This window comes from Fulvivirga ulvae, assembly GCF_021389975.1.
Classification (GTDB): domain Bacteria; phylum Bacteroidota; class Bacteroidia; order Cytophagales; family Cyclobacteriaceae; genus Fulvivirga; species Fulvivirga ulvae.
The window spans coordinates 2772821-2799326 of the sequence record NZ_CP089981.1 but is presented as its reverse complement, the minus strand read 5'-3'; the positions used below and the strand labels follow the sequence as shown (position 1 = coordinate 2799326).

Below are 26506 nucleotides of genomic sequence, written 5' to 3'. Positions count from 1 at the left end.
GTAGGAGCTTTATACCTTATTCTTCAAACAAAACATATTCACCACCCTGTCCGATAACATACAGCTCGCCAGTACCTGCACCTGGCTCCCAGGTAGCATAAGTAATCAAGAATTTTTGCCCATCAACAGGAGGGTACAATTCTGTCAAATAATTGATTAATGACTCCTGGATGAGATCTGCAGTCCACAAAGACAGATCATAATTTTTGTAGGAAGTCATACTTGTAGCTCCATCAGGGTTGCTTTCTGTATAACCTTCCGCAATAGCCAGATAATCAGCAGCAGTTAAAACAAACTGAATAGTATTATCAGCAATCCATTTTGTTCCATTGTGCGCGAACTTCAAGGTTCTAGGCATAACATCTTGCTGAGGAACCCAACCTTCTCCGTTATGGATAAATACAGCAAGAAAATCTTCGAAAACTCTGAAATCATCTTCTTCATCATCAGGGGTGTCATTATCATCTACATAGGTGTAGGTAAACACTGAAGCACGAACATCTCCATCTTCTCCAAACGGATATAGCTCATTGAACAAAAATGCTATTCTTTCTCTGGCTAACGAACGGCTATCAAAGTTTGTGAAAGCCTGTCCCATGTAAGCATAATCTTCTGCTGTAGGCTCATAAGTCAACATCCATTTATCAGTATAATATACCAGCTTGCTCTCTCTCTCCTCAGACACGTCACCATTGCGGTAATCATAGGTTAAAGTAACAACATCTTTATTCTCTGGTGTTGTATAAAGGTATTCAACTGCTTTAACGATATCACTTTCGCTGGTCAAATAAGTACTGTCAGTGCCCAACAGCCTGTCAGGGTGATTCTCGCCAATGCTATCATACTCCGCTTCAGTTAATGATAAGTCTGCCTCATCATTAATTCTGATTGGGTTATAGATATCATAGGTAACCAAAATACTTGAACCATTGCCAAGCTGTGGATACAATCTTTCTAAAATCAATGGAATGTATGTTTTGGCCTCGTCTTCAGAATCAAAGCTACCATATTCCGCAACTCCTTCTTCCGAAAGAAGCTCGTAATCATCATCTGTTAAGGTTATTTCGAGTGTTTTGGCAATTGATTGCTCCGACTTTATCTCATCAATTTCATCTTCCAAAGGGTCACAAGACCACATAAAGCCTGCGGCAATGATCAACCCTAATATTACTTTAATATTTTTCATAGCTAATCTTAATAAAAAATTAGAAGTTTATTTTTAAGCCTAGGTTCCAGTTTCTTCCGTATCCATAGTAAACACGAGAGTTAGCAGCGTCTCCACCATCGTTAGCGTCAGCTACATATTCAGTATCAGCCAGATTATAGATGTTTCCATATATTGAGGCTTTAAGATCTCCGATTTGAAGTTTATATGTTAAGTTCAGATCGAAGATACCATAAGCGGGAACCTGCCATGCATCAGCTACATTCTCAGAGGTTCTTGAAGTAGGGTCAAAAGATGCATATAGATTGTCATAGTAGTTATAATCTACTCCAATGGTAATATTTTCATCAGCAGAGTATTTCACACCAAAAGCAGCAGTAGTTTGAGCAGCATCACCAACTTTCAGATCATCAATGAAAATGTTAATGGGGTCGCCAAGTGGATTACCATCTTCATCCTCTATTCTTACGTTCTGAACATTATTTTGCCATCTCCAGTCACCCACTGACAACATTCCAGTAAAGGTGAAGTTCTTAATCCCCTTGTACAAGGCATCAACCTCAACTCCCTGGTGCAGGGCATCAATTCCGGTGATATTGGCATAGAACACCTGACCTCCATTGCTTAACGACCTTACAGAAGCTTTGTCTAACCACTGAGTTCTGTAAATGTTAACATTAGCCGTGAAGTTCGTCTCTCTATATCCGTATCCGATCTCGGTACTCATGATCTTTTCATTAACAGCATCCTCGTTAGCAGCGTTTGAAGTTCTGCTTAGGAATACGTTTCTGAAGAAAGGAGCCTTCTCGAAATACCCAACATTAGCAAAGATGTTGTGGTTTCTTGTCAGGTTATAGTTAGCTCCACCCTTGATTTGATATCCAAAAAATGATATATCCTCTGAATCTTTGTTATCAGGTGTTTCTTTGAAATTCTCAACTCTTGAGTAAGAAGTATTTGAAGCAGCCAATGAAAGAAATGTAGAAAGCTTATCCTTAGTATACTCGAACTGACCAAATACACCTTCCCAAAGTACTATACCATCATAGTTGTAGTTGTACTTATCACCTTTCTTAAGAATTCTGTTTGGATTATTGATATCGTCATTGTTCAACACATAGTCAGCACCAAGTAGGTCTGTGATTTCGTAGAAGTGACTTCCTTTGTAGTATCTGAAATCCAGACCTCCTAAAAACTGTAGATTTGAATTGATATCATATTTTAATGAAGATAATACACCGTACCACTTGTGGTCGTTTCTTGATGCTCTTAACCAAGCAAGAGCGTTTCCATCAACAGTATTTTCATTTTGCTCTACAAAATAATCTACATCTATAGGACCATACTGTCCTCCGGTTCTTACACTTTTATCAAATGTACCACCGGTACCACCGCCACCGCCGGTACCAAATGAAGCATAGGCAGCTGTAGATATTTCAGCTCTATCGCTCAATGTCCAGTAATGGTTCAAAGATAGCTGCGGCTTATGATAGAAGTTATCTTCTACATGAAGAACTTCTCCGTTTTTGTACCCCCAATCAGGGTTATATTTAATACCGCTAGGGCTCTCTTCATAATCTATTAATAAACTATTTGATTCTCTTTGTCCATGTCTTTGTTTAGTACCTATTGCAGTAAATGTAACTTCGTGGTCATCGTTAATCTGCTTGGCAATATTGGCATAGTAAGAGTACCCTAAAAACTCAGTTCCATCTACATATCCATCTCCCTTAGTTCTCGCACCGGAAAGAGTAAATGCCCAACCATTTTCAGACAATCCAGAATTTAAACTAAAACCTACTTTAGAATAAGCATCATTACCCGTTGCAACGTATACGTTACCACCCTTTTCAAAATCAGTAGCTTTTGAGATGATGTTAATTGTACCTCCAATAGAGGGCACCGCCACTTTAGAAGCTCCCAGACCTCTCTGTACCTGCATTGATCTTGTAGCATCGGTTAAACCAGCCCAGTTTGACCAGTAAACATTACCATTTTCCATGTCATTAACAGGAACTCCGTTAATTAAAACAGCAACGTTCTCATCATTAAAACCTCTTATGTTTACTCGGCCGTCTCCGAAACCTCCACCAGATTTAGTGGCATAAATTCCAGGTGTAGACTTTAAAATTTCAGGAAATTCCTGGCTACCAATCTTTGATTCAAGCTCAGCTTGCTTTATGGTTGACACGGCAACAGGAGTCTTTCTGTCGACGGCAACCGAAGCAATAATTTGTACTTCCGCCAAACCAATTGCGCTTGAGCCTAATCCCACGCTACCGATATCGGTGTTTAATCCCTCATTTACTGATACCTGGATTTCTTTGTCGGCAAAACCTATAAATGAGATCACAATAGTTTGTGATCCTGTATTTACATCACCGATCTTAAATTCTCCACTTACGTCAGTTACTGACCCTTTGGTGGTTCCTTTCACGCGTACATTAGCACCAATAAGGACATCCCCATTGTCTTCATCAAGTACTTTACCGCTAATTGTCCCCGTCTGGGCAATAGCAGAAAAGCTGACCATCACAAAAAAAGCGATGACAATAACTCCAAATCGTAAAGTTTGTTTCATTCCTTGTTTTAGGTTTGTTAAAAATAGTTTTTGTGTTTAGATTATCTTCAGCATCAAAATGCGGTTGCAAATGTATGACATTATTTAACTAGCTGTCTAAGAGGCAATTTTATTTTAATGAAAAGAAACTCCCCCTATGTTAAGTTATTGTTAAGTAATTGGTAGTGAAGGGCAAAGAGTTTGTTAACTTCACTAAAATTCAATGGTTTTATGGCAATACTCTTTGTCTTGCAAAAAAAATGAATTTATGAAAAAAATACTAGTATTAGCGGCTATAATTAGCACGTTGATCTCTCTTGTTCATGCTCAGAAGTTTGGTTTGAAATATTACCTTCCTCAACAGGCATCATATAACCCCGAAATACCTACTCCCCAACAGGTGATAGGCCATGAAATTGGTGAATGGCATATCAGCCATGACAGGTTGGTCAATTATATGTACAAGCTTGCTGAGGCTTCGGACAGGATACAGATAAAAGAATATGCTCAGACCTTTGAAGCACGCCCATTGCTGATCCTGACTATCTCATCTAAAAAGAATATAAGCAATATTGAAGAGATAAAAGGAAAGCATGCTCAGTTAGCAAATTCAGAAACGTCAGGACAGCTGGATCTCAGAAATATGCCAGCCGTGGTTTATATGGGTTACAGTGTTCATGGCAATGAAGCCAGCGGTAGCAATGCCGCACTTCTGGTAGCCTACCACCTGGCAGCGGCGCAAGGCTCCGAAATAGAAAAGCTGCTGGATGAAACTGTTATCCTTCTTGACCCAAGCTTTAACCCGGACGGTTTGCAGAGGTTTTCGGGGTGGGTCAATTCGAGGAAAAGTCATAATATATCTGCCGACCCTAATAATATGGAGCAGAATGAAGCCTGGCCTGGAGGCAGGACTAATCATTATTGGTTTGACCTTAACCGGGACTGGTTACCTGCGCAGTTACCTGAATCCCGGGGAAGGGTAGCGCTATTTCATGAATGGAAACCAAATGTACTTACTGACCACCATGAGATGGGAACTAATTCTACATTCTTTTTCCAACCAGGAATACCCTCCAGAAACAACCCTCTGACACCAAAAAATACTTATACGCTGACCAGTAAAATGGGTGAGTATCATGCTAAGGCCCTAGATGATATCGGTTCGCTATATTACACCAAAGAGAGTTATGATGACTATTATTATGGTAAGGGCTCAACGTATCCTGACATCAACGGAGGAGTAGGGGTACTTTTTGAGCAAGCAAGCTCCCGCGGACACGCTCAGGAAAGTATTCATGGTATTCTGGAATTTCCGTTTACAATAAGAAACCAGGTCACCACAAGTTTTTCCACATTAAAGGCTGTCAATGAAATGAGAGCAGACTTTTTGGAACATCAAAGAAACTTTTATCAGGAAGCAGCTCTGGAGGCTCAGAAGGATCAAAACAAGGCTTACATTTTTGCTTCCAAAGATGAATATCGCAGCTATCATCTTGCTCAGCTTATATCCAGACATCAGATCAACATCTATCATCCTAAAAAGCCTATGGAAGTTAATGGTTTCAGTTTTTCAGCAGATCAGCTTTACGTGGTGCCATTGAGCCAGCCTCAATACCGGTTAATAAAGGCAATGTTTGAGACCCGCACTGAATTTCAGGATAGTTTGTTCTACGATATTTCCACCTGGACATTGCCACTTGCATTCGGTATGGAATACGAGGTATTAAGTGCCAAGACTTTTAACAACAATCTCCTGGGACAACCATTTAGCGCGGAACAAAAACCAGCGGGAAAAATAATAGGACAACAATCACCTTATGCATATGCATTTGAATGGTATGGATATTATGCTCCTAAACTATTGAATGAGCTTCTTAAAAGGGGATACAGCCTTAAAGTTGGTAACGAAGTGTTTAATGGGGCTGATGGGAAGCAATTTGCCAGAGGGTCAATAATAATCCCAGTCGGCATACAAGATAAAACCAGCGACGCTATTTATAATACTTTATCTCAGCTTGCCATAGAAACGGGCATTGATATCTATGCCTTAACTACAGGGCTTGATTATAACGGTGTGAGTCTTGGAAGCAGAAGTTTTGACAAGGTACAGAAGCCGAAGATTATGATGCTGGTTGGTGAGGGTGTCACTCCATATGATGCCGGTGAGGTGTGGCACCTGATGGACCAACGCTATGACATAGACCTTTCTCTCGTCCCGATCAACGAATTTAGCCGCATTGATATGGATAAATACAATACACTTATCATGGTCAATGGGCGATATAATGATATTTCGACTCCTGCAAAGGACAAGTTAAAAACATGGCTGCAAAACGGTGGTACTATCGTTGCAAGTAAAAATGCATTGAAATTCCTGGCCTCTTCCGGATTCGGAAAGTTTGAATTCGAAAAGCTAAGCGACAAAGACTCTCTTACCATAAGAAAATATGCCGACATCAGTGAAACCGAGGGGGCCAGGGAAATCGGCGGTGCCATTTTCGAAACTAAAGTAGATACCACCCACCCTCTGTTATATGGCTACTATAAGCCAACACTCCCTATTTTCAGAAATAGCAGATTGTTTTTAAAAAAAGCCGATAACTCATTCGCTAATCCAATACTTTATTCAGATTCACCGCTGTTAAGTGGTTACATTTCCAAGGGTAACCTTGATTTACTAAAGGGCACATCAGCGGTTGGTATAAGCAACTATGGTAAAGGAGTAATAATTGGTTTTACGGATAACCTCAACTTCAGGGCTTTTTGGCATGGCACCAACAAAATATTTATGAATGCCGTTTTCTTCGGTCCTAACATTAATCGTGCTGCCGGCCGGTAGAAATTAAAATCAGTAAAGCCAGCCATAAATGGTACACGATGTTGCTTGTATTAGATTAATGTGCTAATTTGAAAATTAATTGTATCACCGCAGTTTGGCATAATTTTAGTCTCGACTTCGGTGTTAATTAACCACAAATATGAAATTCAGAACGGGAAGAATATTGTTAAGTGTCGCTTTTGTGCTTTTAATTACAAATCTTGGCTTTGCACAGGGGGAAATTATCAATGATGTCAAAGAAGCTATTAAAACGGGTAGCTCAAAGGAAATTGCAAGGTTTTTAAATCAGAGTGTGGATGTAACGCTTGATGGCAACATGCAGAGTTACAGTAAAACCCAGGCAGAATATGTACTCAAAGACTTTTTCAAAAACAACCCGCCATCCAGCTTTACCATTGTCCATCAGGGAGCTTCAAAGGGAGGTTTGCCTTACGCTATAGGTCAGTATATTTCTAAAGGAGAAACCTATCGGGTGTGGGTAAGAATTAAAGATACCGGCAATAAATACCTGATCCATGAGATCAGTTTCATAAAAGAATAGCATAAAACGGACCATTTAACATACCATAAGCACTGTTTAATCAGTGCTTTTTTTATTTTTGCAAGATGGAATTAAGCTATTTGTCTGAGCAGGCGATTCATAAATTTGTAACAGAAGCGTTAAAAGAGGATGTGGGCGACGGCGATCATTCTTCTTTGGCAGCCATTCCGGCTTCAAGCAAGAGTAAAGCTCAGCTTTTAATTAAGGATGACGGCATCATTGCAGGTATTTCTTTAGCAGAAAAAATCTTTAACCAGTTTGACAATACATTAAATGTCAAAACCCTGATTAGCGATGGAGAAAGCGTTAAAAAGGGCGATATAGGTTTAACCGTGGAAGGCTCAGCCAGATCCATCCTGACATGTGAGAGGCTGGTGTTGAACTGCATGCAGCGCATGAGTGGCATCGCAACCTACACATATGAAATGATGGCTCTGATAAAAGGGACAAAAGCCAAACTTCTGGACACCAGAAAGACCACACCAAACTTCAGGCTTGCAGAAAAATGGGCGGTAGCCATAGGAGGCGGCACTAATCATCGCTTTGGCCTTTACGACATGGTCATGCTCAAGGACAACCATATTGATTTTGCAGGAGGAATAGAAAAAGCAATAAAAGCAACCAGGCAATATCTTGCCGAAACCGGCCGTAATCTCAGAATCGAGGTGGAAACCAGAAATCTTCAGGAGGTGGAAGAGGTTGTAAACGTGGGAGGGGTTGATATTATTATGCTCGACAATATGATCCCATCAGTAATGAAGGATGCCATAAAGATTATAGACGGGAAATATCAGACCGAAGCTAGTGGTGGCATTACCGAAAGGAACATCAGGGAGGTGGCTGAATGTGAGGTAGATTTTATATCTGTCGGTGCACTGACTCATTCAGTTAAAAGCATGGATATCAGTCTCAAAGCCGTATAGAATTGAAAGGCAGGAAAAATATCATATTTACCTTTTTGGAGGTTGTATTGTTCACTCTAATATTCATTTCATTTTTTTATCATTGTTCTTAAATAATTCAAAATAGATTATGATCGTAAAAACTAAGAAGTACAAACTTGAAAGTGGTACTTATATTAAACTGGCGTTAAAAAATGTACTAAAGCAGCAATGGTGGGTATTTTTGATCGCACTGGCCATATGTGCAGGATATTTATGGATCCCAAATATGTGGTGGCTTATCGGTGCAGGCATAGCACTGGTACTTTACGTACTTTTCTGGCTTATCCAGTTTGCCGGTGTTACTCAGCTGGAGCAAACCAAAATGCTCTTTGAAAAACTGGCTTACGAGATCAACAGCCAGCAGATATTGGTAAAACTCAACGCCAAACAGGGAATGCCTATTAAGTGGGATCAAATTAAAAAAGCTAATGTAGCCAAAGATCACTTCGTTTTAGTAGTTAACAAGGCCCAGCTTATCCACTTACCTTACAAAATATTCAATAACGACAACGACAGAAAGTTTGTTGAAAGCATACTGAAACGAAAAGGCCTGATAAAATCCTAATTCCTTTCACCGTTCACTGTTTACCGTTTTACAGTGAGCAGGAAACTCTATAAACAGTGAACGGACCATGAAACCCAAGCGTACTTTAACGGTAAAAGAAGCCAAACTGAAGGCTGCGGATTATTGCGCTTACCAGGAAAGGACCCAACAACAGGTTCGTGATAAGCTATTTGACCTTGGTCTTAGTAACGACGAGGTTGAAGATGTGCTTACTGACCTGATCACTGAGGGTTTTATCAATGAAGAAAGGTTTGCTATCAGCTATGCCGGTGGTAAATTTCGAATGAAAAAATGGGGCAGGGTTAAAATCGCCCATCACCTTAAAGCACTTAAAATATCTGATTACTGTATTAATCGCGCCCTGGCAGAAATCGATGAAGATGATTATCGGACAGGGTTAAAACTACTTCTGGAAAAAAAACGGGTAACTGTAAGTGGCGAAAATCAATTCGTCATAGGTAAAAAATTAGCGGCTTTTCTGATACAAAAGGGATATGAACCAGAGCTGGTCTGGGATCTTATTCGCGAATTGTAATACATTATACCAAATGTATTGCAGACGACAGTATAACAGGTTTGTGCAACCCTGGTCAATGCTTGACAGTTCAATCTCATATGAGATCCATAATTACATTTATCATCATAATTATTGCAGCGGGAAATGGTTTTTCGCAGGACAATAAACATTTTAACACAAAAAAGGGTGTTGCAATAGAGGGATATGACCCGGTAAGCTACTTCAACAACAGCCCGCAGCAAGGGAAGGAAGCTATCAGCCATATATACAGAGGTGTAACGTATTTATTCTCTACTGAAAAAAACCGTCAAAAATTCATCAATGCCCCTGAGAACTACATCCCCGAATACGGAGGTTGGTGTGCATATGCCATAGGTGATAATGGTAAAAAGGTGAAGATAGACCCTGAGACCTATAAAATCAAAGATGGAAAGCTTTACCTTTTCTATAATTTTGGTGGTTACAACACACTTAATGACTGGAACATAGATGAGACTGTACTGCTTAAATCGGCAGACGCCAACTGGAAGAAAATCACCCAATAACCCCATGTAATTACCATTTGAAGAAAAAGATATGCTTCTCAAGCATAATTCTTGCTATCTTTAATTCTTTGATTTATTTGAAAAAGATGAAATTAATTCGTGCTTGTAAAGATATTCTCGACCAATTGGCCGGTGTGGTCAGAGAAATAAGAGATGAGGACTTTAGTAAACAAGTACCAACTTTAAACAACTCTACCATAGGTCAGCATATCCGCCACACGTTGGAGTTCTTCATTTGCCTGAAAAACAATAGTGCTTCCGGCATTATTAATTATGACAATCGTAATCATGATCAACTCATTGAAACTGATAAGCACCTTGCTTTAAATACAATAAATGAACTTTCAGTTTTCTTTACTGCCAATAGCGAGAATAAGCCACTAAAACTGGCCGCAAACTATTGTTTAAATAATGATCAGACGGAATTGATAGAAACCAATTTTCTCAGGGAACTGGCTTACAACATTGAGCATGCGATCCATCATATGGCAATTATAAAAATCGGCGTGAAGGAAATAGCCCCTTATATTGAACTTCCACCACATTTTGGTGTAGCGGTTTCAACCATTAAGTTTCAAAAAAACAGGCTGCCTTCGACCACTCGGGTATAGTTATAAACTAAGTTATGCGTTGGTTTAGCAGATTGTGGCGAAGTAATTTCCTTATTAGGGCCCGCAGTTGGGAGTATTGGCCATTTCAAATAGTCTATCTTCCTATTTTTGGTTATTGGGCATGGTTATCCATTAAATCCCGATCCATGTTTTTCTTTACGGCCTCTAATCCTGGTATAGAAAATGGTGGGCTACTAGGCGAATCTAAATATAAAATATTAAATAAGATACCCGCCAGCCTGGTTCCTAAAACTTTATATTTCTCTCCCGAAACCTCTGTAGACGCTATTTTGGAGAGAATGGCAGATGCGTCATTGTCATTCCCGATCATCTGTAAACCGGATATTGGAGAGAGGGGTTGGCGGGTCGAAAAAATAATGGATAGCTCTGTGCTAGCTATCTATTCAAATCGCAGCACTACGAGCTTCCTGGTTCAGGAATATGTAGACCTGCCTGTAGAAGCAGGAATCTTTTACTACAGATACCCGCAAGAAACGCGGGGAACGGTTAGCTCCGTGGTTCTAAAAGAAATGCTTAGGGTCACGGGCAATGGTAAAGATTCCTTAAAAACACTTATACTGGCCAATGACCGGGCCAAACTCCAGTGGGCTACACTATGTATCAAGTTTAAGGATGAACTTGATCTTATACTCAAACTTGGGGAGGAAAAAGAACTGGTAAACATCGGCAATCATTGTAAGGGCACCAAATTTCTCAATGGCAACTATCTTATTTGCGATGGGCTTGAAAGAACGTTTGACAACATATGCAGTCAGATTGATGGCTTCTTTTACGGAAGATTTGATCTTAGGGCGGCCTCTTTTGAAGACTTAAAAATTGGAAAAGTTAAAGTAATGGAGCTAAACGGGGCCGGTGCAGAACCATCGCACATTTACCATCCGGGTTTTTCGCTAAAGGAAGGCTATCGGGTTTTGTTTCATCATTGGAAAGTACTTTATGAGATCAGCAAGGCTAATCATAAGCTGGGAGTTCCTTATCTTTCCGTCAGGCAAGGCTGGTCAGAGTATAAAAGAATAAAGGCCATCGGCAGGTAAATGCATTTTTATTGACACTAATTTTTCTAATAGCATTCATTTTCAGTTTCTTAGGTTCTATCCCCCCGGGGTCTATCAATCTGAGTGTAATACAACTTTCTCTGGATGGTAAACTCAGTGCAGCATTTCGGTTTGCCCTTGCAGCTGCCCTTATTGAGTTTCCATACGCATTTATCGCGGTGCAATTTGAAGGGTGGATCACCTCGTCGCCCGTGATCATTGATAACTTCAAACTTATTGCTGCATCAGTCATGATCATTTTAGGAGTTATTAATTTATGGCCCCGTAAAAAATCACCCTCTAAAATAATGGAAGCAATTCGTAACAGCGGATTCAGAAAGGGAGTTGTTATCAGCTTATTAAACCCGCTGGCCATTCCTTTCTGGGTTGGTATCACGGCATATCTCAACCATCAGGGATGGATCAAACTTGAGTCTGTAGATCAGGTATTTATTTATGTATCGGGAATTTCCGTTGGCACCTTCTTTCTTCTGGCCTTGCTGGCTTTATTGGCCAAAAGGCTACGGCCCCTGATTGCAGAAAACGAACTCATTAAAATAATACCCGGTATCGTTTTCCTGCTACTGGGCTCGTATGCTCTTCTCCAGCACTTCGGGTTATTCTAAGTTAATTTTAACCTCCTCCACCCGGGTAATAAGCACAACTTTATGTCCACTGACCTGCTCCAACAAGGGCTTCAAAATAATTTCTGCATTTTCACGGGTTTGCTCCAGTATTCCGGAATTTAGCGCTGAAGCTTTAATTTCCCTCTCAGCATGCTTATATGCTTTTTGAATGAATTCCTTTTCATTCTTCATAGGATTAGTCTGCAGAGAGTAAATACGGGTATTCTCCATGTCCAGCTTGTAATAGCAAATTTCCGGAGACGGCAGGTTGATGTACAGTGTATCATCCTCCAGCACCAAGTCACTCTCCTTTATTTTTGTAAGATCAATGCACCCTACGGCATGGCCTTCGCTGATCAGTGCTATTTTCGAATCCGGCCCCAACTTAAACAATCGAAAATATTCTTTGCTAACCTCGGTCACTTCAGTTATTTCCTTGAAATTATACTTTACCAACTCCAGCTTTCCCAGAGCTTCCACCTCCTGGAGTATGGCACTCCGGTTGATAATAGTCTCTATTTTCTGATCTGACTTATAGGTGATATACACCCATGCACCCAGAAGGATAATAACCAACCATGGAAATAACTTTATAATCAATCGCATTTTTCTTAACTATTTGCTGTCGTTCTAAATTAATAATTATAAGAAGGATATTTTGTTCAGCCCTTGTTATCTTTCTATCAAAGTCGACAGCTATGTGGCAAATTTCTATAGACACCGGAGGGACATTCACTGATTGCCTGGGGCTTTCCCCGGAGGGGCAGCTTAAGAGGCTAAAAATTCTCAGCAGCAGCAATTTAAGAGGTTTGATAACCCAACAAGTGGCGCCCAACATACTTAAAGCCAACTTTAACTGGCACATTCGGGAGGATATTTTTGAGGGTTTTGAATTTGAAATTCTCGAAAGCAAAGAACGGTCAACTATCCAAAGTATCGACTTTAATGAGAGCATTATAAAATTACAGTCTCCCGTAAAAATGGAACGGACAGCTAAATTCCAGATTTCTTCAAACGAAGAAGTTCCAGTACTTGCTGCACGTCTTCTTACCTCAACTCCATTGAAAAAGCCCTTACCCGCCTTGAGCATGAGACTTGGCTCTACAAGAGGAACCAATGCCCTGCTTGAAAGAAAAGGGACTGATGTACTATTTATTACCACCAGGGGCTTTAAAGATCTTATCCGTATAGGAAATCAACAACGGCCGGAGCTTTTTGCTTTAAATATTGTAAAACCCAGGCCTTTGTATAAAAATGTTATAGAGGTCAACGAAAGAATAGACAGAGACGGTAACATACTGCAGGAAACCGATGAATATAACCTGAAACAGAAGTTATCAGCCGTACCAGAAAATATGTCTGTTGCCATAGCATTGATGAACAGCTACAAAAATCCTTGCCATGAACAGCAGCTTGAAAGGTTATTATTGGATATTGGTTTCAAATATGTTAGTTGCTCTTCTTCGCTATCGGGCAATATCAAAATTTTGCCGAGAGCGGAAACCACAATAGCTAACGCTTATTTGTTACCTATCATTAGTAATTATATCCGGGGTATTGAAAAGCACATTCGCAAAGGTAAGCTACATGTAATGACCAGTGCCGGAGCCGTGGTAAATGCTGACGTTTTCACTCCAAAAGATAGTCTTTTAAGTGGTCCTGCGGGTGGCATTGTTGGTGCCAAAACAGTAGCAGAAAAATCAGGCTTTCATGAAGTACTCACTTTTGATATGGGGGGCACGAGTACAGATGTAGCGGTATACAACAATGGTTATGATTATCAATATGAAACCAAGGTAGGGGATGCCCATATTCTGAGCCCATGCCTTTCTATAGAAACCATAGCGGCGGGAGGTGGGTCAGTCTGCTCATTTACCAAGGGGGTGCTTACCGTCGGGCCTGAAAGTGCCGGAGCTATGCCAGGTCCTGCCTGTTATGGTGCAGGAGGCCCTTTAACCATAACTGATCTTAACCTACTCAGTGGGCGGTTAGTAGAGGGTAACTTCAGTATTCCTCTGAATAAAAAACATGCTGAACGTGCTTTAAAAAATGTTATTGATGAACTGCGTGCACAAGGAGCTGAACCTGACGAAGCTGAACTTCTAAACTCATTTCTGACGATAGCCAACGAAAAAATGGCAGAAGCCATTAAAAAGGTGTCCGTAAGGAAGGGTTATGAACCTAAAAACTATACACTGGTAACCTACGGCGGAGCTGGCGGACAGCACTCCTGTGCCCTTGCAGAGCTTTTGAACATCCAATCTATCCTCATTCCTTATGATGCAGGGCTGCTTAGCGCATATGGCATTAGCCAGGCAGATATTGAAGCTTTTGCCGAAAAGCAATTATTGACCGGTTTAAATGCTGCATTGCCCGCTATGGATAAAAGATGGAAAGAGTTACAACAACATGCTTTTACCAAACTGGAAAAACAAGATGTGGAGGCCAAAAATATACATGTGAAGAAAAAGTTGGCTTATCTGCGCTATCGCGGGCAGGAAAATACTGTTGAAATAGAGGTAGAAGCCGGATGCGATTATTATCAGGCTTTTAAAAATTCCTACAAAAAAATTTATGGACACTGGATCGAGGGACAATCAGTGGAAGTGGAATCCATTAAACTCATAGCTTCATCCAAAAAGGCAAAGGAAGATGTGACTGACAGAAGTATTACCAAATACACTCCTAAGGCTAGCGGAAAACAACAATGCCTGACAAATATTGGCTGGCAAGAAGCACAAACCCATGTATGGGAAGAGTTGAAACCAGGGGCCACCATCCAGGGACCAGCTATTGTGGTCAGTCAGAATTGTACCGTTTTTATCGAAGCCAACTGGCATTTTTTATTAGATAAAAACAACCATGCGATCATGAAAAGAACTTCCGGCAGCTCTGATCAAAAAGAAATTTCAACTCCTGAAGCCGCAAGTATTGAGCTTTTCAAAAACAGATTTATCGGCATAGTAGAAGAGATGGGGGCTTTGTTGGAAAGAACTTCATTTTCTGTTAATGTTAAGGAAAGGCTCGATTTCTCCTGTGCATTGCTGGATGCCAATGGCGAGCTAATTGTAAATGCTCCTCATATTCCCGTGCATCTGGGCAGCATGGGTATTTGCGTGCGGAAGGTAAAAGAGAGTATGGCAATTGAAGAGGGTGATGTTGTTATCACAAATCATCCTGCTTATGGAGGTTCTCACTTGCCTGATATTACACTCATCAGTGGTGTGTTCGAAAATGGAGAGCTTGCGGGCTATGTAGCCAACAGAGCGCATCATGCCGAAATAGGAGGCAAAACGCCTGGCTCTATGCCCACAGATGCTACTCAACTGGATCAGGAGGGGGTGATAATTGAACCTATGTACCTGGCAAAAAAGGGAAGCTTTTACTGGGATGACATTAAAGATCTGCTTACTCAGGCTCCTTATCCGTCGCGTGCAGTTGATGAAAACATTGCTGATCTTAAAGGTGGTGTAGCTGCGCTTCAGGCTGGAATAACTGGTTTAAAAAACCTATGCTCCGCCTATTCAGCATATGCCGTCAAGGAGCATATGCATATGCTAAAAAGCTATGTGAGCAGCAAGCTGCTACAAAATGTAGAACCATTGTTCGGTCAAACTTTTACCGCTGCAGAAACTCTGGATGATGGAAGTCGTCTCCAGGTTTCCATTAATATCAACGAGGATAAAATAATCTTTGATTTCACTGGCACGAGTGAAGTGCATCCTAAAAATCTCAACGCAACCGAAGCCATAGTTAGCAGTGTGGTGCTTTATGTGCTGCGCCTGCTTATGAATGAAGACCTGCCTTTAAATGAAGGCCTTCTTCAAAAAGTCGAAATGAAGATCCCCACATGCATGCTTAGCCCCAACTTTGAGCACCTCTCTTTGCCACCTGCTGTGGTTGGTGGCAATACTGAGGTCAGTCAACGGCTCACGGACACCCTGCTAAAGGCACTCAAATTATCTGCCTGTAGTCAGGGTACTATGAACAACCTCCTGTTTGGCGATGATAGCTTTGGTTACTACGAAACCATATGTGGTGGCACCGGTGCAGGAAATGGCTTTCATGGGCAGGATGCCGTACACCAGCATATGACCAACACTCGCATAACTGACCCTGAAATTATGGAATGGCGCTATCCGGTAAGGCTGGATAAATTTGAGATCAGGGAAAACTCCGGTGGCAAGGGGCATTGGCTTGGGGGTAATGGCATTATCCGGGAAATAACCTTTCTCAAACCATTGGAAATGACAATTCTTTCACAGCATAGAGTACAAAGCCCGTACGGCCTTGAAGGTGGTGAAGATGGCAAGTGTGGTAAGCAATATATAATAACCAATAAGGGTAAGGTGGAAATGCTCAATGGCATTGATAGCAGAAAACTACATACGGGCGATAAACTCGTAGTTGAAACGCCCGGAGGAGGTGGTTACGGAAAATTTTAAGCCGGTAACGGATGTTTTTCATAAAGCGCTTTACCACCACCGCAAAGCGAACATTTATAATCATCAGGAAGCTCATCAAACGGTGTGCCTGCTACTATACCCCTTGTTTCATCTCCATACTCCTCATTATAAAGGGTCATACAGTTTCTGCATTGGTAAACGTTTGCGTGTTTTTCTTTTTCCTTATTTATAGAAGATGAGGGTTTAATTGCCACATTTTCTTCAAGACTTTCGTAATAAAGGTGGCTCAGCTCTATCAGCAATGGAGCAATCACATCCTTGACCACGCCCTTTGCATAGTAATTATACTCCATAGAATTAGGGTCGAAATTCTTCGAATATAATATGTTAAACATATCTTCATTTTGAAGGTCCTGTTCTATGACAATGGAGGTAAAGAGTGTAATATCATCGGTAGTTTTAATAGTAAAGGTTAATCCATAGGTACTGATATCTTGTTGATCAAGAGTACGTACCAGGTGGTTTTTTAATTCCAGAGCGTCCTGGTCAAGGGCTGGAAGATGCCAGTTCAGCTCCAATGCAGAATGCCGCAGGTTCATGCCAAATTTACCCATTAGCTTTTCCCAACCTATTTTATATTTCTCAAAAATCCCTTTGATCACAAAGGATTTCCATGGAGTCAGACTTAATTTTCCTACACCCGTTGTCAGGCAACGCTCGCAAATGGCCTTTAGGATATGGATATCAAATTTGTTGTTTCTCCAGTATAGCCCGAGCCAGTATTTGTCATCCGGCATCCTGTTCATCCCTTCATAATAGGGAAAGTTAGTATCCGGAAGCACAAGGTTATCCGTAACAGGCTGCGTATTTATACTCAGGTTACCCATTACCTCATCATATACCTGCTGATAACTAAAATTGTTTTTCACTATTTCCATTTCCTCCAGCTTCAGGGAAAGTTTTGCAATATCTTCGCTGTAGACCAATAAAGGAAACTGCCAGGGTTTTGACTGTATTTCGGAAAATCTCAAATACAAGTACCAGAAATTCTCTTGATTAGATGCAAGAAAGTTAATTTGACCAGTAAAAAGAGGCACCAGACTCTGGGATGGGTCAACAATGTTTATCCTTAATTGAGGAAGATAGTTAAAGCTGTCGAGTACATAATGATAAATATGTGAAGCCAGCCACTTTTTACTCGGTAGCAGATCAAGTGCTACAAATGAACTGGCTATGTTTTGGTACCTGAAAGTATCAATTTCATAAGGTGTATGGATGCTTTCAAATGCCTTATCGAGCAACTCACGGCTTGGTTCCTTAACAGAAAAAAGAATATCCTGTCGTGATCCGAAGTGTATAAATGAAGCACCCAAAGACTGGGCTAACCCTGTAATCTTTAATAAATCTCCGGGTGAGATTATCCCTCCTTTTACAAATACCCGTACCAATTCCCGAAGCTTCATATTTAATTAGTAATTTTTAATGCTCTGTTTTATAGTATGTAAAAGTAATGTTTTTGTGTATACTTTAAATTCACTCAACTTCTGACTTTACAAGGGTGCTTTCAAGGATTCGCTGAACTTCAGGTTTGCAACTTCCGCACCCCAGACCTGCTCCGGTTTTTTGACAGACTTCATTTAGTGACTGGCAGCCTTCTGCGATAGCCTGTTCAATATTTCCTTTGCCCACATTATTGCAGGAGCAAACCAATTTCCCAGATACCGGTTCAGGTTGTTTGTTAGACCTTAAAAGCTGCATTCGCTTTTCAGAAAGTTCAGTACCGCTGTCTATTAGTTCCTTAAACTCTGCAAACTCAAGTTTATCGCCCATAAGTATTGCCCCTACTAGTTTGTCACCTTTTACAATGCATTTTTTGTAGTACATCTGCGACCTGTCCAGAAATATAATCTCGTCATAGTCTTTGGCATGGGTAGGCACTTCAGGGATACCTATAGAACAAAGGTCAAGATGAGAAAACTTCAGGATATTCATAGAAACCGACCCTTTATAAAAGGCTGACAGGTCTCCGGAGATATACCTGGCACAAATATCTGCCTGCTCTTCTGCAGCGGCAGTTATGCCATTCAGTCTTTGTTCAAATTCTGCAATTTCACCCAGGGCAAAAATGCTGCTGTCGCTGGTTTGGAGATAATGGTTAACGACAATACCACGACCACAATTCAAATTGGCCTCTTTGGCCAGCTCAATATTTGGCTTAGTGCCTATGGCATACACCACAGCATCACAGTTCAGGGATTTACCGCTTTGCAAATTAATTTCCAGACGCTTGCTGTCTTTCAGTAAACCTATCTGTTTTACCTGATCATTGGTATAAACAGTGATATCCATATCTTCAACATACTGCCGCAATAGTGAACTGGCAGTAGGATCAAGCTGCCTCTCCATTAGCCTGGAGCCTAGCTGTACCAATGTAATATTGACATTCATTTCCCGAAGCGCTGCTGCTATTTCAAGACCCAGCAATCCGCCACCTACCATCAATACATGTCCTTCCTTACCCAGATGGGCTTTCAGATCATCCGCATTTTGTCTGTCGCGAATAGTAAATACTCCAGGCAGGTACATAGGTGCATCAGGAGGAATAAAAGCACGGCTACCCGTAGCCAGAATCAGCAAATCATATGCATGCACTTTGCCATGCTGATCGGTCACTGTTTTGCTTTCCCTATCTATTTTGGCAATAGAGTTTGACAAATGAAGGTTAACATTGAGTTTTTCAAGCTCTCCATATTCACATTTCAGCAAATCTTCCCAGGCCTTGGTTTCATTAACATATTCTGGCAAAAGCACACGGTTGTAAAATGGCCAGGGTTCACGGGAGAATACATGTAACTCATCGGCCTTGTTTCGTTGACGATAAGTATGGATAAAACGATAAGCAGCGGCTCCCGCACCAACAATGACTATCTTCTGCACAGGTTTTTTATATTGCTTAACATCTACAGCCGAAAATTTGAATCCTGGCTGTTTTGAAACCGGGTCTATCCTATCATCTGTCAAATTGTTGGCTCTCCCAAAATCTCTGCCCAACTGTTTCCCCCAGTGCATTGGCAGGAATACTACTCCTTGTTTTATGTTGGATGTAATTACTGCATTCACCCTTACCTCACCACGATGGTTATGGATTATTACCGGGTCTCCGTCACCAATGCCCCTGACGGCGGCATCGTCCGGATGCAGTTCCAGAAAGGGGTTAGGCCGGTGTTTGCTCAGTTTATTGACCTTGCCCGTTTTAGTCATGGTATGCCACTGATCCCTTATGCGGCCGGTTGTAAGTATCAGGGGATAATCAGGCGACAAGGGTTCCGCGGCTATACCCAGGGCATTGATCTTGATCTGAGCCCGCTGATTTGGTGTGTAAAATTTATGATCAGTAAAAAGTCTGGGTGTACCAATATGTGTCGGATGGTATACAGGCCACTGTATTGTACCTTCTTTTTTTAACCTGGAGTAGCTCAGGCCTGCGATATCTATGCTGGAACCCCTGGTAAGCTCACAGTACTCAGAATAAATTTCTTCCGCACTTTTAAAATCAAACCCATGGAATCCCATGGCTCGTGCAAAGCGCAAAATAATCTCACTATCCGGAAGAGCGTCACCAGGTGGCTCAATAACTTTGGCCAAATAACTTATCCTTCTTTCCGAATTGGTCATAGTACCTTCCTTTTCTAACCATGAAGCTGCCGGAAGGAGCAAGTCGGCATATTTTACCGTATCGCTGCGTTCAGAGATATCCTGTACCACTACAAAACTGGCCCTGGAGAGTGCCTCATCTACAAGTTTTGCGTTGGGCATACTTACCGAGGGGTTAGTACAAATGATCCAGATCGCTTTCATCTTGCCATCACGAAGAGCTTCGAACATTTTAGTTGCCGTAAGCCCGGGCTCTTCTCTGATTTTATCTACCTTCCAAAAGTCGGCCACTTCCTGGCGATGCTTTGGGTTAGCCAGATCCTTATGAACTGCGAGTAGGTTTGCCATACCTCCTACTTCCCTTCCCCCCATGGCATTAGGCTGACCCGTTAGTGAGAAAGGACCGGAACCCGGCTTACCGATGTGCCCTGTAATAAGATTCAGATTCAGCAAAGCCAGGTTCTTATTTACTCCCTGGGTACTCTGATTCAAACCCATGGCCCACATTGTAATAAAACCTTTTGACCTGCCAATATAATTGGCTGCAAGCTTGATTTCGTCCACAGAGACCCGGCATATAGCAGCCGACTCCTTTAGCGTCATTTTCATAACCTCCTTTCTGTAGAGGTCAAAACCATCAGTATGATTGAGTATGAATTTCTCATCAATGTGGCCGTTAGCAACCAGACATCTGCCAATCGCATGGAACAATACCATATCAGTGCCCGGCATGATCTGCAGATGCAGATCAGCAGACTGACAAGTGTCCGTCACCCTTGGATCAACGACAATGATTTTAGTATCGGGGTTTTTAGTTTTATGTGCTTCAAGTCTTCTGAAAAGTATAGGGTGGCACCAGGCCGGATTTGCCCCGGCAATTAAAAAACAATCGGCAAGCTCAATATCCTCATATGCAATGGGCACCGAATCTTCACCAAGCGCCTGTTTGTACCCGGCTACGGCAGAACTCATACAGAGCCTGGAATTAGTGTCAATGTTATTGGTACCCAGGAAACCTTTAACCAGCTTATTCACCAGATAGTATTCCTCGGTAAGGCATTGCCCTGAAATATAGAAGCCAACGGCGTCAGATCCGTGCTGATCTATCAATGTTTTGAAAACTTTGGCAGCCCGCAGGAAAGCAGAATCCCAATCCGTCTTCTCTAACGGATAGCCTTTGTTGCCCCTCATGTGGGGATACAACAGCCGGTCGGATTGGTCCATGGCTGTATAATGCAGGTTCATACCTTTGGAACAAAGCATACCCTTATTTACGGGGTGGTATTGATCCCCGCTTAATTTTAAGCGGTCTCTGCCGTTACGCGTTATCTCAATACCGCACCCTACCCCGCAATAAGAGCATGTTGTTTTAAAGGTCTGTTTTATATCTGACATATAACTTGGTGTTGCTTACATAGGAATTCTGAGTGTACCCATTATGCCATAGCAGCAACTGGCTCCTCCTGATCAACCAGAGATTCGTCCAATTCCTTTTTAACTTCTTTTTCAGTTTGCACGGAAAATCTAACCAGAAATGACATGAATGATACGGAGCTGACAATTATGCCCAGAATTAAAAATGAGTCTGTCCATTCCAGACCTGTCAGTTCTTTCTTAAAGAGGAACATCCCGGCTACTGCCCCGGCATTGCCACCTGCGCCCACAATGCCCGATACCGCACCCAGAGCTTTTTTATTTATGAAGGGAACTACACTGTAGGTTGCCCCTTCACTCATCTGTACAAAAAGGCTGAATACAAGTAATGACCCAATTATTGTAGGGATGGTACCCATTCTGGAGAAGAGAATTAAAGTAAGACCTTCAACAAACAGTACCATAAATAACCATCTGACCCTACCGGAAAGCCCGGAACCTTTTCCGAACTTATCGCCTATCATTCCTCCTAGTGAACGGGCAAAAATGTTCATCAAGCCAAACACCCCGGCAACAATACCTGCTGTAGTCAGATCCATATCGAAGTAATCGTAGAAATATAAGGCAGCCTTGGAGTTAACAATCAGCTCCACACCGAAACATGCTCCGTAAATGAGGAACAATACCCATACGCGGTGGTCTTTGCAAGCTTCAAGAAAGGCCGATCCGGAACCATCTTCTTTTGATCTTTTGCCACTGGCTGTTAGCTCGCTGTAATTTCCTTCCGGAGTATCCTGTGTAAACTTCAAATAAATGATGCCCATAACAAACAAAAGCATACCTGGCGCTACCATTGCATACCTCCAGGCCAGATGCTCCGTTCCAAAAATTGCCAATGCTCCGGCAAATACAAACGGCATGACCTGCTGGGTTACTCCACCACCAAGATTACCCCAACCGGCCGTTGTAGCATTTGCTGTGCCCACTACATTCGGAGCAAACATCACGGAAGTATGAAACTGGGTGATCACAAAAGAGGCTCCAACGGTTCCGATCAACATTCTGAACAAAAGGAACTGCTCATAATTCTGAGACAAGCCAATGAGCATTACCGGGATCGAACCTAACATCAGCAGCCACGAGTATGCTATCCTTGGTCCTATTTTATCACATAGCCAGCCAATGATCAGCCTCATAAAAACTGTGGAGGCAACCGCAATCATATTAGAAGTTACTATCTGATCAGTTGTTATCCCCAGATCATCCCTTACAATAGACAGCATAGGTGCGATACCAAACCACCCAAAAAAGCAAAGGAAAAAGGCCATCCATGTAAGGTGGAATGTCCTCATCTGCGGAGTGTTGAAACTTCGCAATTTGATTTTTGTAGCTTTACCGGATTTCATATTTTTCATAATTTTTTCGGTTTAGAGGTCAGGTTTTACTTTTCAAATATTTTTGGCTCAATGGTCACAGCACGGCCCAGGGCCCATGTGTGCGGCTTGCTGTGCCCATGAGAGATCTCCAAAAATTCGCGGAGTGTCATATTCCAACTTCTGTTATACAGAACTTCTCATCGAGGTTGTACTGGCCCCATGCCTCGTACAGACCAAAAAATGAATTGTCGGATTTATAGATTTGACCAGTTACATCCCAAAGACGAGCATCCTGAACAGAAATACACAATGAAAGTTTTTCATTACTAAAATCGAAATACAAACGTGAGCGCTGCTCGACAAAAAAGGCCGGAGTATCACCTTCAATATGAAGGCATTTAAATCCATTCCTAAATTCTGACCCTGGCCTTATCTCCCCGGTGATTTTCAACGGTGCCCAGGCCGAACTGCTAAGCATGACAACGATAAAACTTAGATAGAGCTTTCTCATAGCTGACAATTTGCAAGTTTTTATACGTAAATATACGTATAATAATTACGTAATTGCAAATTTAAATAAGTATAAATACGTAATAAGAATAGAATCATACGTATCCCCTGCTATACATTGGTCTTAATGCTCGTTCAGCCCAAAAAAATAAGTGATCAGGTAAGGCCCAGGTAGATATACCCTTCGGCTGTTGGTAGACGAAACGCTGATTTCAGAAAATATAAGCGAATAAAGTCGCTATGATGCCAGCTATACGCCTATTTCCTTTTTAAGAGAAGCGTCATTGCCTACCTTATGCAACAGTTCGGCAATATTACTTACTTCTAACTTTTTCATAATATTAAACCGGTGGGTTTCGATCGTCCGTACGCTCTTTTGCAATTCGTCAGCTATCGCCTTATTGGAAAATCCTTTATAAATCATATGGAGTATCTGACGCTCCCTTTTAGTTAATTGATAATCGCTGGAATCATTGAGTGATTCATCGGCAGGAGGGTTTTTTCTGGCAGATAAGTAATGGTTGACCAGAATATCTGAGATGTCTCCACTAAAGTACTTGTGCCCTTCCATAGTGGAGTGGATAGCTTTTACAAATTCCGGTTTGCTGGTATCTTTTAGCAGATAGCCATCCGCACCACAATCTATGGATTTAATAATATATTCTTCATCATCATGCATGGAAAGTACCAACACCCGGGTAGCAGCAAATTCTTTTTTTACACGGGCAGTAGTGTCTATACCATTAAGTACCGGCATACGTATATCTACAATCAGTAAATCCGGCCTCAGCTGTTCGACCATATCAATGGCTTCTTCACCATTTGAAGCCTCTCCCACAACTTCGATATCTCCTTCGGTTTCAAGCAAAAGCCTGATCCCTTTCCTTACAATTTCATGATCGTCAGCCAGTATAACTTTAATTGTATCTCCCATTTTAATCCAAAGGCAGTTTAATTACAATTCGTGTTCCTTTCGCATGCCTCGAAAATAACTCAAAATTACCATTTATAAAGGCTGTTCGCTCTTTCATATTGAATATCCCATGACCTGAGTTCTTAAAGTGACCTGAGTTTATCAACTTTTCATAGTCAAAGCCCTTTCCATTATCCTCAATAACAATTTTAAGTACTTTGGTATCATGTTCAAAGGTAACCCGTATGGTTTTGGCAGAAGCATATTTTATTGCATTATTTACCCCCTCCTGGATTATCCGGTAGAGATTGTTTTCAATATGCTGATCAAGGCGGTTTACAAAGCTGGTTTTATTCTCAAATATAACATCAGGAGCAGATAGCCTGTCCACCTCCTGACAAAATTTTTTGACCGCAGGAACAATACCAAAATCACTCAGACTGCTCGGTGTAAGGTTGAACGAGATTCGACGAACCTCTTTTAAAATGCTTTTCATTAAATCCCTTGTATCTTCCAGCCGCTTTTTGGTGTGCCGGGAACTGGAAGGAGTTATAGATTCCAGGCTAAGCTTTAAAGCTGTCAGCATTTGACCAATGCCGTCATGAATCTCTCTTCCAAGTCTTTGTCTTTCTTCTTCTTGTCCTTCAAGGATCAATACCGACCTGTATTGCTGCTCGCGTACCCGTGCCTCTATTTTTTCCCTGTTTATTTCCCACGAGCGCACACGGGCCTCTTTTATTTCTGTAATATCCCTTGCTATCAGTTTGTGTTCTATATTATTTTGATATTGAACCGGAATAATATAAAGTTCCAGCCAACAAAAATCACCGCCACCATTCATTAATTTGATCTCACCACTCCAGGTCTGCCCCTCGTTAACAATATTTAACAGGCCTGTAATGAACGTTCTGTTATAATCATTACTTAGAAGCAGTGACCTGATTTCATCAGGAGCCACTTCGTACTCCAATAATCTTTTAAAAGCAGGGCTAAAAAAAATAAACTCACCATGCTTATCCATGGTAGCATATAGGGCAGGTACTTCCGGCTTAAGATTGACGGCCTCCAGTTCCTGGTATGACTTAACGAGCTCCTCATAGACACGACTCATCTCACTGGCCATCTTAATGGACTTTTCCTCTGAAATGACAAGCTCTGCCACTGTTTGTCGGACGTTTCTGGCTATAGGCCTGAATATAAATATTAATTCCACCAAGATGATTGTCAGCGATACGATTAGCAGTAAAATCTCTACCTTACTAAGCCTCGTAACTTTTGCCTGGGCCTCACTGTCATATTGAAAAACAATCTTATCCATACCTTCCAGAAATGGGCCTTCATGCAAAAGAATATTTCTGATATGAGGCTCCAGGATATCATCAGGCACACTGTCTCGCTTTTTTATGGCATTAATAATTTCTCGAGTACTTCCCACTATCGCAGCATAGTGGGGCTCAATATCACGGAACATACCAATAACTTTCTCGGAATTATCACCGGTTAAACCCAACTCACTATTCCCGGAAAGCAATCCGAGATGCGAATCTACCCATAGGTTCAGCGCAACCTCCAGGTCTTTCAAATATGTTTTGACCAATGTCGGGTCATGTTGGTTTTTGACCTGTAATACAATCTTGGATATTCTCTGGCTAAGCATTCGCTGCCGGCCGGCAACATTTACTATTCTGGAATCGTCCTGTTGTTTGTCAATGTAATTTTGAATAAAAAATTGACTCACAACTATACTAAGCGCGATACATGAAAGCGCAATGAGATAGAACCAACCCAGTTTGTCAAATTTATTTTGCTTAACCATCATAGAAAGGCCATTCACCGGCCTCTACATAAAAAATTTACACCTGATAAAATTTAGGCAAAATTTACGAAGATATACTTAAATCATACGTAGATTCCGGATATGTTTTCATTCCTCAAATCCAACGTATACATACCCGTTTTCTACCTTTACCGGATAAGTCGCCAGGTTACATTCACTTCCGTTCAGGTTTTCACCGGTTTTCAACGAGAATGTTTTTTTGTGATATGGACATGCTATTTTAGGCGTATCTTCCTGAGACCCAATCATACCTCGTGATAAAATCATCTGCATTTTATGTGGGCAAAGATTTTGAGTGGCATACCATTCCTTTCTTCTTGCAAAGTTAAATACAGCAATCTGCAGGCTTCCATAACTAATACATGCACCTCCATTCAGTGGAAAATTTTCAATATGGCCAGCCTGAAACCATATTTTCACATTAGAATATTCAACCGTCTTATAAAGCTCAAGTGTCTCAATCATAAT

At 41.3% G+C, this 26506-nt stretch carries 20 protein-coding genes; 10 read left to right on the top strand and 10 right to left on the bottom strand.

The window, feature by feature from the left end; genetic code table 11:
- Positions 1 to 16 precede the first annotated feature (16 nt).
- Positions 17 to 1186 (bottom strand): hypothetical protein, encoded by a 1170-nt coding sequence (locus LVD17_RS11620; protein WP_233766929.1) that lies wholly within the window; start codon positions 1184 to 1186, stop codon positions 17 to 19.
- A gap of 19 nt (positions 1187 to 1205) precedes the next feature.
- Entirely contained in the window at positions 1206 to 3746 is a 2541-nt protein-coding gene (locus tag LVD17_RS11615; RefSeq protein ID WP_233766928.1) for a TonB-dependent receptor, read from the bottom strand.
- 247 nt (positions 3747 to 3993) lie between these two features.
- On the opposite strand from LVD17_RS11615, the gene LVD17_RS11610 reads away from it, so the two are divergent.
- The 9 genes from LVD17_RS11610 to LVD17_RS11570 all read left to right on the top strand — a co-directional run bounded on the left by LVD17_RS11610 (position 3994) and on the right by LVD17_RS11570 (position 11968).
- Complete coding sequence (locus LVD17_RS11610; protein ID WP_233766926.1) at positions 3994 to 6564, top strand: M14 metallopeptidase family protein; 2571 nt, start codon at positions 3994 to 3996, stop codon at positions 6562 to 6564.
- Positions 6565 to 6703: 139 nt separating this feature from the next.
- Positions 6704 to 7105: a DUF4783 domain-containing protein gene (locus tag LVD17_RS11605; RefSeq protein WP_233766924.1), complete on the top strand. Its 402-nt coding sequence runs from the start codon at positions 6704 to 6706 to the stop codon at positions 7103 to 7105.
- Between the two features lie 65 nt (positions 7106 to 7170).
- A complete protein-coding gene (gene nadC, locus LVD17_RS11600; protein ID WP_233766923.1) occupies positions 7171 to 8028 on the top strand; it encodes a carboxylating nicotinate-nucleotide diphosphorylase in 858 nt (285 codons plus the stop codon).
- Between the two features lie 109 nt (positions 8029 to 8137).
- A complete protein-coding gene (locus LVD17_RS11595) occupies positions 8138 to 8614 on the top strand; it encodes a YcxB family protein (protein ID WP_233766922.1) in 477 nt (158 codons plus the stop codon).
- Between the two features lie 67 nt (positions 8615 to 8681).
- Positions 8682 to 9149 carry a regulatory protein RecX gene (locus LVD17_RS11590; RefSeq protein ID WP_233766921.1) on the top strand — a complete coding sequence of 156 codons (468 nt, stop codon included), beginning with the start codon at positions 8682 to 8684 and terminating at the stop codon, positions 9147 to 9149.
- Positions 9150 to 9229: 80 nt separating this feature from the next.
- Positions 9230 to 9676 carry a YHS domain-containing (seleno)protein gene (locus LVD17_RS11585; protein ID WP_233766920.1) on the top strand — a complete coding sequence of 149 codons (447 nt, stop codon included), beginning with the start codon at positions 9230 to 9232 and terminating at the stop codon, positions 9674 to 9676.
- Positions 9677 to 9762: 86 nt separating this feature from the next.
- The gene (locus LVD17_RS11580; protein ID WP_233766919.1) at positions 9763 to 10287 is read left to right on the top strand and encodes a DinB family protein; all 525 of its coding nucleotides are present in this window, start codon (positions 9763 to 9765) and stop codon (positions 10285 to 10287) included.
- A 146-nt stretch (positions 10288 to 10433) separates the two neighbouring features.
- Positions 10434 to 11342 (top strand): ATP-grasp domain-containing protein, encoded by a 909-nt coding sequence (locus tag LVD17_RS11575; RefSeq protein WP_233766918.1) that lies wholly within the window; start codon positions 10434 to 10436, stop codon positions 11340 to 11342.
- 11 nt (positions 11343 to 11353) lie between these two features.
- Positions 11354 to 11968: a LysE family transporter gene (locus tag LVD17_RS11570; RefSeq protein WP_233766917.1), complete on the top strand. Its 615-nt coding sequence runs from the start codon at positions 11354 to 11356 to the stop codon at positions 11966 to 11968.
- Here the strand turns inward: LVD17_RS11570 and LVD17_RS11565 are convergent.
- Entirely contained in the window at positions 11960 to 12574 is a 615-nt protein-coding gene (locus LVD17_RS11565) for a DUF4230 domain-containing protein (protein WP_233766915.1), read from the bottom strand. The two genes, LVD17_RS11570 and LVD17_RS11565, sit on opposite strands and share 9 nt — an antisense overlap.
- 92 nt (positions 12575 to 12666) lie before the next feature.
- Here LVD17_RS11565 and LVD17_RS11560 point away from each other — a divergent pair, with 92 nt between their 5' ends.
- Entirely contained in the window at positions 12667 to 16413 is a 3747-nt protein-coding gene (locus LVD17_RS11560; RefSeq protein ID WP_233766914.1) for a hydantoinase B/oxoprolinase family protein, read from the top strand.
- Here LVD17_RS11560 and LVD17_RS11555 read toward each other — a convergent pair.
- The 7 genes from LVD17_RS11555 to nirD form a co-directional block, all read right to left on the bottom strand.
- Positions 16410 to 17837, bottom strand: a complete 1428-nt coding sequence (locus tag LVD17_RS11555; protein WP_233766912.1) for a rubredoxin — start codon at positions 17835 to 17837, stop codon at positions 16410 to 16412. The genes LVD17_RS11560 and LVD17_RS11555 overlap by 4 nt on opposite strands.
- Positions 17838 to 17907: 70 nt before the next feature.
- A complete protein-coding gene (locus LVD17_RS11550) occupies positions 17908 to 21423 on the bottom strand; it encodes a nitrate reductase (protein ID WP_233766910.1) in 3516 nt (1171 codons plus the stop codon).
- Positions 21424 to 21464: 41 nt separating this feature from the next.
- Positions 21465 to 22817, bottom strand: a complete 1353-nt coding sequence (locus tag LVD17_RS11545) for a NarK family nitrate/nitrite MFS transporter (RefSeq protein ID WP_233766909.1) — start codon at positions 22815 to 22817, stop codon at positions 21465 to 21467.
- 127 nt (positions 22818 to 22944) lie between these two features.
- Complete coding sequence (locus LVD17_RS11540; RefSeq protein ID WP_233766908.1) at positions 22945 to 23289, bottom strand: hypothetical protein; 345 nt, start codon at positions 23287 to 23289, stop codon at positions 22945 to 22947.
- A gap of 249 nt (positions 23290 to 23538) precedes the next feature.
- On the bottom strand, positions 23539 to 24222 hold the full coding sequence (locus LVD17_RS11535) for a response regulator transcription factor (protein ID WP_233766907.1): 684 nt from the start codon (positions 24220 to 24222) through the stop codon (positions 23539 to 23541).
- A 1-nt stretch (position 24223) separates the two neighbouring features.
- Positions 24224 to 26020: an ATP-binding protein gene (locus LVD17_RS11530; protein ID WP_233766905.1), complete on the bottom strand. Its 1797-nt coding sequence runs from the start codon at positions 26018 to 26020 to the stop codon at positions 24224 to 24226.
- Between the two features lie 105 nt (positions 26021 to 26125).
- Complete coding sequence (gene nirD, locus LVD17_RS11525) at positions 26126 to 26503, bottom strand: nitrite reductase small subunit NirD (RefSeq protein ID WP_233766904.1); 378 nt, start codon at positions 26501 to 26503, stop codon at positions 26126 to 26128.
- Between the last annotated feature and the right edge of the window lie 3 nt (positions 26504 to 26506).